We start from the raw sequence: 10,766 nt of genomic DNA, 5'->3' as shown, positions 1-10,766 counted from the left end.
ACCACTTCTTGATCACAGCCGGGTCTTCGGAGTACTGCATGCCGGCGAACAGCGGGCTCGCTTGCAGGGCTTCGTAGCGCTTTTTCAGGAACTTGATGTTGTCATCGCCCCACACGAAGCTCATGTGCGGAGTGGTGTTGATGAACGAGCGAGGGTTCTTCAGAACGCCTTGCTGAACCTGCCACGCCCAGAACTGACGCGACACCTGGAACGCTTCGTTGATCTCGACCGCTTTCGGGATCGTCACGTTGCCTTTGTCGTCTTCCGGGGTGTAGTTCAGCTCAGCCAGAGCCGAGTGACCGGTACCGGCGTTGTTCCAGCCGTTAGAGCTTTCGAGGGCGACGCCATCGAGGCGCTCGACCATTTCCATCGACCAGCTTGGCTCCAGCTCATTGATCCACACACCCAGGGTGGTGCTCATGATGCCGCCGCCGATCAGCAGAACGTCGACTTTCTTTGCTTCGTCAGCATTGGCGGATGTCATCCCCATCGCCAAGGCCAGACCCAGCAGGGCTGTGTTCACTTTTTTAAACATCTGTTGCACCTATGATAAAACGCCTTCCGCCCGCCGCTGTTATCTGTATGCGATCCGCTTTGATGACGCTCAGGCTAGCGTCTGGGATTGCGGCACACTTCAATTTTGACGGGTGGGCACACAAGGCCGACGTGCTGCATCGACCTCAGTTAATGTCCCTTCTGAACTGACTTCTTATCATTATTGGCTTCAGCTACTTGAGCGACAGGGATTCCGTCAGCCCGCCCGAAGGCAAGCAAACTGAATTAGGTCAAACCAAGTTGGCGCGAAGAATATCACGTCAGGGCAAACCCGCGCGTCTGTTCCCGACTTGAGAGTCCTTTTCCGCTCAGGGACTTATCGGCCGTCAATCGCCGAACATGACCCTGGTGCAGGCTCTGACTGAAGCCTTTCAGCGTTGCGGCTGTGGTTATAGCCGTCCAAGCCCCTGGCAACGCTGCCCAATCAATCAAGAAGCTGCTAAGTTGTACGATGACTGATGAATTCACATATTGAATCAATCAGTCATCAAACCCATAACAACAAGGAAATACCTTCCATGAATAACACCCGCCTCCTGATCGGTTTTCTCTGCGCCTTCAGCGGTTACACCCTGGCCGCCCCTGCTCCGGCGGAGAATGACGTCGCCCAGGCCGTCGATCATTTGACCCAGGCGATGCTGCACAAGAACATCGCCGAGCTGAATGCCCTGACCGCGCCCAACCTGACTTACGGCCATTCCAGCGGCAAGATTCAGGACAAGAAAGAATTCATCGCAGATATCGAAACCGGCAAAAGTGCGTTCAAAACGCTAGAGATGCAGAAGCAGACCATCACCTTGTCTGGCGATACCGCGTTGGTGCGCCACCACTTTTCTGCGCAGGCATTGAAGGGCACTGAAGTGATACCGACCGAGATCGAGAACTTTCAGGTCTGGCAGAAGCAGGATGGCAAGTGGCTGCTGGTGGGGCGGCAGGCGTACAAGTACTGATTGTTGTAAATCTATCCAAAGTTGATGTTGGCTGATCTGGCCTCTTCGCTGGCAAGCCAGCTCCCACAGGTTCCCATGGTGTGAACGCAATTGTGTTCGCACCAATGCCCACTGTGGGAGCTGGCTTGCCAGCGAAGAGGCCGGCTCTAACACCACAAATGCAATTGCTCCAGCCGTTTTCACAACCGAAACCGGTCCACCGACTGCGCCAGTTGCCCCGCCAGGCTCGACAACTCATCCGTGGTATTCGCCGTCTGCCCGATCACCCGGCTGTTGCCCTCGGACATCCCGGCAATCATTTCCACCTGATGGGCGATTTCGTTACTGGCCTGACTCTGCTCGCCAATCGTGCGGGTAATGTCATTGACCAGTTGCGTGGTGCTCAAGGTCGCTTCGAGGATTTCGCGGATCGCGCGTTCGACGTCAGCCGTCACCGCCATGCCCTTGTCGACCTGCGCCACCCCCGCCTCCATGCTGCTGACCGCCTCACGGGTGCTGTTTTGAATGCGCGCGACCATCGCCGCGATCTCTTGCGTCGAGGCACTGGTGCGCGCCGCCAGACTGCGCACCTCATCCGCCACCACCGCAAAGCCCCTACCCTGTTCACCGGCGCGAGCCGCCTCGATCGCAGCGTTGAGCGCCAGCAGGTTGGTCTGGTCGGCAATGCTCTTGATCACCTGAATGATGTTGAAGATGCCTTCGGATTCCTGATCCAGCGTACGAATCACCTGCGCCGACTGTTGCGCCGAGCGAGCGATGTCGTCCATGTCGCTGACCACTTGATGAATCACCCCTCCGCCCTCTTTCGCCAGGGATTCGGCCTGGTTGGCCATGCTCAGGGCGCGCTCGGCGTGACGGGTGATTTCCTCGATGCTCGCGGTCATCTGGCTGGCGGCCGCGGCCATGGTGCTCGCGGCAACGCTTTGTTGCTGGCTGCTGTCGGCAACCTGATGGCAGCCCTGACTGAGCTGTGCACTCATGCCGCTGACGCCGTGGGCATTGCTGCGCACCACGTCGATCATGTTGCGCAGGTCGCGCTGCATGGTCGCCAACGTGCGAATCAGCGCGCTCGCCTCATCCTTGCCGGACGGCTCGATAATCGCTTCGCCGAGGTTGCCGTGAGCGATGCTTTCGGCGATACGGCTGGCGGTTTTCAGTGGCCCCATGATGCTGCGGATCACCCAGCGTCCTTCGATCAATAGCAGCAACAGCCCGGCAAGCAACACCACACCGAGCGCGAGGTTGGCATTACGGATCGCGGCTTCAGTGCCAGCGCTGGTCTGCCGGGTATTGGTTTCGATCAGCTCACTCAAAGCCGCCATCTGCTCTTCGAGCTGGCCAAATGCGTTATTGAAGGTGCCAAGTTCCTGCTGCGCGGTATCCGGGTTGTCCAGCGCCAGGCCGACAATCCGCTCGCCCGCGTTGATGTAGGTGTCGAGGCTTGGCTTTATCTGCTCCAGCGCCGTGCGCAACGCAGGATTGATCGGCAACTTGAGGTTTTCGTCGAGCACTTCGCGAAAATGCCCCGCGTGTTCGTCGATCGACTTGCGCACTTCTGCCGCCGTGCTGGTGCTCTTGCCCAACCCCACCAGCATCGCCGAGTAGACATCGGCGCGCAGGGCGTCGTGCATCATGTCCGCCTCCATGTGGTTGCGCAGCGCGCTCATGCTGACCGCGTTGTCGCTCACCGCGGCGGCCATCCGCTGGTTGCCGACGTAGCTGACCAGGCTGACGATCAAGGCCGTGAGCAGGCTGGTAACAATCAGCAACACTAAACGCAGTTTGATCGACACCGTGTTTTCCTCCTTGGGGTGCGCCCGAAAACGCTCGTCAGACCTTGAGTTAAGCCTATTTGCACCGGTCTGCTGCGCCAGAGCGTGTCAGCAGGTCCGCCGGACGCGGTAACCGCCATAAAACTTTCGGATTGGGCGGCAAGTCTCACTTTGCAACGCACCCGGACATGCCTTCATCGCTGGTTAATACCGCTGGGCTATCAGTCCACCCTTCAAAAAACTCGTTACAGCAAAAGGAAACGCTTATGAAACGCGCACTGTGGTTGGGCTTGCTCGGTACCTTCGCCATCGGCACCGCTCAGGCGGCGGAGGAAAAAGTCGCCATCAATCTGGTCAGCGCCGATGGCGCCCCGCAAGCGATTGGCTCCATCACCATCAGCGAGACGCCGTATGGCCTGTTGTTCACGCCCGAGCTGAAATCGTTGCCGGCCGGCGTGCACGGTTTTCATGTACATGAAAACGGCAGTTGCGAAGCCGGCATGAAGGATGGCGTCAAAGGCGCCGCACTGGCTGCCGGCGGGCACTTCGACCCGCAGAAAACCGGCAAACACCTCGGCCCTTATGCCGATGGCCACTTGGGTGACTTGCCGGCGGTCTATGTCAGCGCTGACGGTAACGCCAACTATCCGGTGCTGGCGCCGCGCCTGAAGAAAATCGCCGAAGTCAAAGGCCACGCGCTGATGATCCATGCCGGTGGCGACAATCATTCGGACATGCCAAAACCTTTGGGTGGCGGCGGCGATCGCATGGCCTGCGGAGTCATCTGATTTCCCCGCGATGAAGACCCGGGCAACCCGCAACGGCGTTGCCCGCATCGGTTTTGCAATCACACGGACTTTTTCACGCCACGGAACTCCGCCCCTGCGCGCCCCTCTCACATTATGTAGTCCTTCCCTTTTTGCTTCGCGCTTGTGGAGGAACACCGTCATGCGCAAGTTAGTGCTCGTTTCTTCTTTACTCTTATGCCTGCCGGTCGGCTCGGCGCTGGCTCGCGTCGACGCGGGCGATGTCGCCACTTCGGCCGGTGTCTCCGCGTCGCTGTACTCGACCTTCAAGGATCACAAAATGGTGATCCCGGCCCGTGACGACTTGTCTGCATTTGTCGCCAGTGGCGGGGCCATCCGTGGGGTTTATCTCGAGTCGGTGCTGCAGCAGGTGCGCCAGGACAACCCTGGCCTCAACGCCAGCGATGAAGACCTCGCCAACGCGATTCTGGTGCATTACGAAGGCCTCAATCAGTAGCGTTCAGGGACCCGGCAGCCGATGGACGGCCGCTGAACGCGCATAGGCAAAACTGTCCGACGGCCTCTATGATGGAGGCCATGACGACCACTGCGCCATTGCGCTCACCCTGCCCGCCCGGCGCCTGCATTTGCGGGCGCGACCCGTTGCTGGAGACGCCCGGTGCGGACTTGCGCATCCTGCGCCTGACCCGCGAGGAAGAAAAACGCTTGCTCGCGCGTCTGGAAATGCTCAAGGATCTCGACGACCTCAAACGACTGCAACAGCGCATGTTTGACCAATTGGGCATTCGCGTGGAAGTCGCGCCGGGATTCAATGAAGTGCGGACGATGCGCGGCATCGCCATTCAGATCGACGCCTTGCCAGGATTGTGTCGCAAGACCCGCGCGGCGATTCCGGCAGCGATTCGCCGCGGCCTGGAAAATCATCCGCAAATTGCTTTCGAACTGCTCAACGCGCACGACTTGCTGCGCGACACTTGATCACTTCTTAATGCCGACCCGTTTGCGCATCTCGGCGGTGATGCTCTGGCGGGTTTTCTTCATGTCCGCCCACGGCTCATCACCGACTTCGGCCAGGCGCTCATGGACGTTGTGCACGTTCCACTGATTGCCACCCTTGATCTCGGCGACTTCCTCACGGAACAACGGCACTGACACCGGCAAACCTTCACGCGTGCGCGCCGAGTAAGCACAAATGGTGGTGGCGCCGAGACCGTTGCGCAGGTAATCGATGAAGATCCGCCCGACACGGTTTTTCGGCCCGGACACCGCCGAAATCCGCTCCGGCAACAGCTTGGCCATGTGGCTGACAATCGCATGGCTGAAGTCCTTGACCTCATCCCAGCCAAGTTTGCGCGTGATTGGCACGACCAGATGAATGCCCTTGCCGCCACTGGTCTTGAGAAACGCCTTGAGCCCCAACTCATCCAGTACGGTCAGGGTCAGCGCGGTGGCTTCGACCATGCTTTTCCAAGGCAAAGCGGGATCCGGGTCGAGGTCGAGAACGAAGCGATCAGGCTTATCCAGATCGACGGTCGTAGCGTTCCAGGTGTGCAACTCGACAGTGCTCATCTGCACGGCGCCGATCAAGGCTTCGGCGTTGTTGATGAGCATCACCGGTTGACCGGTAACGTCTTTGTCCAGGGTGGTGATGCCGGGGATTGCCAGGCGTTCGGCGTTTTTCTGGAAAAACAGTTCGCCGCCAATACCGTCCGGAGCGCGCACCAGCGCCACCGGACGTTCTTTGAGTTGCGGCAGAATCCATTCGGCGACACTGGCGTAATACTCGGCCAATTGCATTTTGGTGGTGCCGCTGACAGCGTCGATCACGCGATCCGGGTGGGTGATGCGCACTTTGCCGCTGGCCACACCGAGTTGCGACGGCGCATTGCTGGTGTCAGCCGTAGAAGCTTGTTTGGCGGGGGCTTCTTTCGCTGGTTTTTTCGCGGTGGTTTTCTTCTCTGAAGTCTTCACGGGCTTCGCTCGCTCCTCAGTGATGTCCTTGGCCGGTTTGTCATCACGCAGACCATGGAACACAGCATGGCGTACCGAGCCGTCCTTGGTCATCTCGGCAAACGCCACTTCTGCCAACAGCTTCGGCTTCAGCCAGTGCACGCCTTTGGCTTCGAAGCCACTGGGTGGATTGACCACTGCCGCTGTCTTCGCCTGCAACGGTTTCAGTTTGGCGAGGATGCTTTTCAACGTCGCTTCGTTAAACCCGGTGCCAACCTTGCCGGCGTAACGCAACTCGCCGCTGTCGCGATCATGCAGCCCCAGCAACAATGCGCCGAAGGCACTGCGCGAGCCTTTCGGTTCGGTGTAGCCGACCACGACGAATTCTTGCCGATGTTTGCACTTGAGCTTGATCCAGTCGCTGCTGCGCCGCGAGACATAAGGAGAGCCGAGGCGCTTGCCGATCAGGCCCTCCATCTGCATCTGGCAGGCGCTGTTGAGCAAGGCGTCCGGGGTTTCGTCAAAAGCTTCGGAGAAGCGCAGCAGCGGATTTTTCTGCGTGCCGAGGATGGTCGCCAGCGCGGCGCGCCGCTCCTCGACTGGCACTTCGCGCAAGTCGACGCCGTTGAGATACGGCAGATCAAACAGGTAGTAGAGAATGTTAGCGCTACGCCCGACTTCGAAGGCGTTTTGCAGCGCCTGAAAGTCCGGCACCCCGTGTTCGTTGGCGACGACCATTTCGCCGTCCAGCCAAGCTGACTCCAGCCCCAGCGCGGCAAGGGCCTCGGCCTGTTGCGGCAGTTTATGCGTCCAGTCGTGGCCGTTGCGGGTGAACAGTTGCACCTGGTCATGATCGATGCGCGCCATGATCCGATAGCCGTCGAACTTGATCTCATAGCTCCACTGCCCTTGCGGCGCGCTGTCGACCAACGTCGCCAGTTCCGGTTTGAGCTGCGCGGGCAGTTTGGCTTTGTGCGCCCCGGTCAGTTTCCCACTGGCCTGCTTGCGGGGCTTGGCCGGAACTTGCTTCGCCGGTTTGCTTTGCTCGGCAGCGAGTTTGGGTTTACCGACTATCGTGCGCTCACTCAACACACTGTTCGGCTCGGCCACCAACACGTCGTAGTCATCCTGCGGCCGCGCAGCGCTGTCCTGATGCTTGATCAGAAACCACTGCTCCTTCTTGCCCGGCATGTGCGTGCGCACCAGGTTCCAGATCCCGCCGAGCTTCTCGCCTTGCAGCTCGAACTTGAGCTTGCCCTTGGCGTAGGCCTTGTGCGGATCTTCCTGCGGAATCCACACGCCGCGATCCCAGACGATCACATCGCCGGCACCGTAATGCCCTTCGGGAATGCTGCCCTCGAAGGTCGCGTAATCGAGTGGATGGTCTTCGACATGCACCGCCAGACGCTTGACCTTGGGATCGAGTGACGGCCCCTTCGGCACCGCCCAACTCTTCAGCGCGCCATCGAGTTCCAGGCGAAAGTCGTAGTGCAGGTGCGAAGCGTCGTGCTTCTGGATACAGAACTGCAAGGCGTGATCCTTGGCGCTTTTGCTGCCGGAGCGCTTGACTGCCGCCGGTTCCGAAGTCGCTGAAAAATCGCGCATGCGGTTGTAATCATCGAGGTTCCTGTTCATCGCGCACCTGCCTTGCTTCAGCCAATTCGGGTTACGGTCAGCGCAACCACGGCGATCCGGTCGACCCGTTGATAGCCAGGATTGAGCAGCTCCTCGCCGAACACATCGGGATCAAGTTCACGGTAAGTCCAGCCGAAGCGCTTGGCGTCCAGCCGTGGCAACACCGTGTCGAGAAACGGATCGCGGCCGTCGACCATTGCCACCCCGGTATAAAGCAGCAGCGAGCCGCCGGGGGTCAGCCGATTCAGCGCCTGTTCGACGATGCGCAGCGACAGCCCTGCGCCCAGCGTGCCGCCGCCGTGGCGATAGGCGCGAGCTGCCGGATCGGCCATGTACGGTGGGTTGGCGACGATCAGGTCGAACTCGCCATCGACCCCCTGCAACAGATCGCTGGCGCGTGCTTCGACATTGGCCACCTCCGCCAGCGCGGCATTGATCGTGGTCAGGCGCAACGCGGCGGGATTGATGTCCAGCGCCAGCACTTGCGCCTCGCGGCGGGCACGGCCAATCAGGATCGCACCGACGCCAGCGCCACAACCAATGTCTACCGCACGCCGGATCGTTGCGAAGTTCTGCTGCAGATGCGCCTGGATGAGTTGGGCGAAACGGTAAGTGTCGGGGCCGAAGAACACCGCGTCCGCCGCATCGGTGGGAAACGCCGAATGCACGAACAGCAAGTCATCGAGGCTTGACCAGCGCACGCGACTCTTCAAGCGCCCCTCGCAGGCATCGAGAATCTGCGCGTCCTGCAATTGGCGTTGTTCATCGGCAGACAACAAGCCCGGCTCGAACGGCCGCGACCAGCCAAAGACATCACGCAGGCAGTCAGCCGGCTGGCCCTCGGCGCGTTGGTTGACGCGCTGATGAGTCAGCGGCGTCGGGGTGATGAAACGATAGTTGTCAGCCTGCAAACGCCGGCCCAATTGCAGCAGCGCAAGATCGTTGGCGCACAGCTGTTCTTCCTGATTCATGGGCAAGGTCCTTAAGGCAGTCGCGATTTCAGTTCGATAAACCGGCGGGTGGCGAGCAGCCCGGCCGGATGCGCGTGACGCGCGGGCGCGAGCCAGGGAATCAGGATCGGCATTTGCGCGATTCCGTCCTTGCCCTCCAGGGCCGCGTTGAGCTGCTGGACATCCGGATCCTCATCGCAGACCGGCAATGGCGCCGAAGACTGGGTGTGACGCCGCACGGTTTTCGGTGCGTTCGGGCTCGTCCAGTCGGCGGCAATCCAGTCGTGGATCAGTTGCTTTTCATAAGCGCTGAAAACCCCGAACATCGCCGCGCCATCGCCGTCGATCAGTTGGAAGAAGCGGCTGCCTTGCGGGTCTTCATTGCGCTTGATCCAGCCCTTGTTCTGCAACGCCTGGAGGAACCCCGGCAATCGCTCTGGAGCGCTCAGCCATTGATTGACGGTCTGCCCTTCGAAGCGGCAATAGTCGGAATGCATGTGCTGGCCGAACGGGCGCTTGCGCTCGAACATCGCCAGCAGCTCACGTTCGAGATCAAACCCTTCAATGATCGCGCGGCTGCCCTGCCCCAGGTCATTGAGTCGATAGCCCAACGACACCCGGCGCAGGAAATCGGCGCGATCCGCCTCGATCGGCAGCAGGTCGAGTACCGCCTGCACGGCCTTTTGCGCGTGGCCGGTGCTGGCGTTGTCGATGGTCACATGCAGGGTGAAGTAATACGGATCGATGCCCAGCTCACTGAGTTCATAACTGCTGATCAACAAGTGCAACGGCAACTGTTCGTAGCCGAGGTTGTAACCGATCACCTCCGGCAGATAATCCGCCGCGCAGGCGCCAAGGGCCAATTGCAACGCACCTTGCAGGTAGCGCTCATCGGCAATCGCAGTGCTGTCCTGCAAATCGTGTTCAGCCAGCAGTTTGCGGTAGATCACCACGTGATTCTGCGCAGGATTACCCTCGCCCAATTCTTCCAGATAGGTGCACAGCAAGCCCGCGAAGCGTGGATCCTGCCAGTGTGGCAACAGGCCGCAAAGCCACGCGCCGTCGACCAGTTTGGTCGGCGCCACGGCTTGCAGAAAATACAGCGCCTGCGCCTTACAGGCGAAGAACTGCCGTGGCCCGCCGGCTTTGCGTTGTTGCAGGTATTGGGCGTATTGCCCGGCGACATCAGCGCAATGCGCGGTCACCCAGGCGTGCCACGTGGCGGGGTCTTGCGGCAGCGGGTCGGGCAGTTGCGCGGCGTGTTGCAGGTGCTCCTGCAAGAACGCTTGAGCGAGCGGTTGCGGGTTTTCCTCGTCCAACAGGGCTTGATAAATCGGCCGTATGTTCCCCGCGCAATTCATCGATTGCAGTTGGGCCGGCGCAGCTTGCAGGCGTGTCAGGACAGTCATGGCAATGATCTCGGTCGGTTGGCAGGGCGCTGATTCACACGCCTCTACAGCAGCAGAGAGGCTGCGCCTGCGAAAAATTCAATCGACGTGAAAATTGCCCGGACGGACGGCCACCGAATCCCCCCTGTAGGAGCTGCCGCAGGCTGCGATCTTTTGACCCTGTTTTTTAAAATCAGAATCAAGATCAAAAGATCGCAGCCTTCGGCAGCTCCTACAGGGTTACATCGTGCAATGGGTTGGATCGGTGTGTAGGTGAGGATTGGCTATGGTTTAGGGACGTTAGGTTTTGGAGGGCAAAGGAATGCCTGTTGCGGCAAAAGCGTTCGGATTGCGCAAAGGACGATATAGCGAGGCTGGACGTATTTATCTGCTCACTGCAGTTGTTCACGAACGTCAGTCGGTGTTTTCAGATTGTAAGTTGGGAAGACTATTGGTTGAACAGATGCGTACGGCCAATGACGAGGGAATGGTCACGTCACTGGCGTTCGTTGTGATGCCAGATCATCTGCATTGGCTGGTTGAGCTAAAGCAAGGTTCTTTGGCGCAACTGATGTGCCGTGTGAAGTCGCGAAGCTGTCGGGCGATCAATATTCGACGTGGCAGTCAGGGGCGGTTATGGCAGCGCGGTTATCACGAACGGGCGTTGCGTCGGGAGGAAAATCTCAAGGGTGTCGCGCGATATATCGTCATGAACCCTTTGCGGGCCGGGCTGGTGCAGCGGTTGGGGGATTACCCGCTCTGGGATGCGGTTTGGATTTGAAGATCAAAAGATCGCAGC

10 protein-coding genes and 1 pseudogene are annotated in these 10,766 nt (G+C 59.7%); 5 read left to right on the top strand and 6 right to left on the bottom strand.

Features of this window, described 5'->3' with window-relative positions:
• On the bottom strand, window positions 1-535 hold a 535-nt coding region (locus ACIPZE_RS17675), incomplete at its 3' end, for a malate:quinone oxidoreductase (protein ID WP_400774228.1).
• Window positions 536-1,073: 538 nt separating this feature from the next.
• Between ACIPZE_RS17675 and ACIPZE_RS17670 the strand changes: the two genes are divergently transcribed.
• The gene (locus tag ACIPZE_RS17670; protein WP_400774226.1) at window positions 1,074-1,505 is read left to right on the top strand and encodes a nuclear transport factor 2 family protein; all 432 of its coding nucleotides are present in this window, start codon (window positions 1,074-1,076) and stop codon (window positions 1,503-1,505) included.
• Window positions 1,506-1,684: 179 nt separating this feature from the next.
• On the opposite strand, the gene ACIPZE_RS17665 is transcribed toward ACIPZE_RS17670, so the two are convergent.
• Both ACIPZE_RS17665 and ACIPZE_RS17660 read right to left on the bottom strand, forming a co-directional pair.
• Window positions 1,685-2,410 (bottom strand): methyl-accepting chemotaxis protein, encoded by a 726-nt coding sequence (locus tag ACIPZE_RS17665; protein WP_400774242.1) that lies wholly within the window; start codon window positions 2,408-2,410, stop codon window positions 1,685-1,687.
• A 132-nt stretch (window positions 2,411-2,542) separates the two neighbouring features.
• Window positions 2,543-3,298 (bottom strand): annotated as a pseudogene (locus ACIPZE_RS17660) (MCP four helix bundle domain-containing protein); the annotation flags it as partial.
• Window positions 3,299-3,543: 245 nt separating this feature from the next.
• Between ACIPZE_RS17660 and sodC the strand changes: the two are divergent.
• The 3 genes from sodC to ACIPZE_RS17645 all read left to right on the top strand — a co-directional run bounded on the left by sodC (window position 3,544) and on the right by ACIPZE_RS17645 (window position 5,022).
• Complete coding sequence (gene sodC, locus ACIPZE_RS17655) at window positions 3,544-4,065, top strand: superoxide dismutase family protein (protein ID WP_129394544.1); 522 nt, start codon at window positions 3,544-3,546, stop codon at window positions 4,063-4,065.
• Window positions 4,066-4,225: 160 nt separating this feature from the next.
• Window positions 4,226-4,540, top strand: coding sequence for a DUF2388 domain-containing protein (locus ACIPZE_RS17650; protein ID WP_122594408.1), 315 nt, complete (start codon window positions 4,226-4,228; stop codon window positions 4,538-4,540).
• 80 nt (window positions 4,541-4,620) lie between these two features.
• Complete coding sequence (locus tag ACIPZE_RS17645) at window positions 4,621-5,022, top strand: hypothetical protein (protein ID WP_283435977.1); 402 nt, start codon at window positions 4,621-4,623, stop codon at window positions 5,020-5,022.
• Here the strand turns inward: ACIPZE_RS17645 and ligD are convergent, their stop codons facing one another.
• The 3 genes from ligD to ACIPZE_RS17630 are packed head-to-tail and all read right to left on the bottom strand — an operon-like array spanning window position 5,023 to window position 9,988.
• Window positions 5,023-7,629 (bottom strand): DNA ligase D, encoded by a 2,607-nt coding sequence (gene ligD / locus ACIPZE_RS17640; RefSeq protein ID WP_400774223.1) that lies wholly within the window; start codon window positions 7,627-7,629, stop codon window positions 5,023-5,025.
• Between the two features lie 17 nt (window positions 7,630-7,646).
• Window positions 7,647-8,600, bottom strand: a complete 954-nt coding sequence (locus ACIPZE_RS17635; protein ID WP_283435975.1) for a class I SAM-dependent methyltransferase — start codon at window positions 8,598-8,600, stop codon at window positions 7,647-7,649.
• 11 nt (window positions 8,601-8,611) lie between these two features.
• The gene (locus ACIPZE_RS17630; protein ID WP_400774220.1) at window positions 8,612-9,988 is read right to left on the bottom strand and encodes an iron-containing redox enzyme family protein; all 1,377 of its coding nucleotides are present in this window, start codon (window positions 9,986-9,988) and stop codon (window positions 8,612-8,614) included.
• A 301-nt stretch (window positions 9,989-10,289) separates the two neighbouring features.
• Here ACIPZE_RS17630 and ACIPZE_RS17625 point away from each other — a divergent pair, with 301 nt between their 5' ends.
• On the top strand, window positions 10,290-10,748 hold the full coding sequence (locus ACIPZE_RS17625; RefSeq protein ID WP_400774217.1) for an REP-associated tyrosine transposase: 459 nt from the start codon (window positions 10,290-10,292) through the stop codon (window positions 10,746-10,748).
• Window positions 10,749-10,766: the final 18 nt, after the last annotated feature.

This window comes from Pseudomonas sp. NPDC089741, assembly GCF_044748825.1.
Lineage (GTDB): Bacteria > Pseudomonadota > Gammaproteobacteria > Pseudomonadales > Pseudomonadaceae > Aquipseudomonas > Aquipseudomonas helmanticensis.
This window is presented reverse-complemented; position numbering and strand designations above follow the sequence as displayed.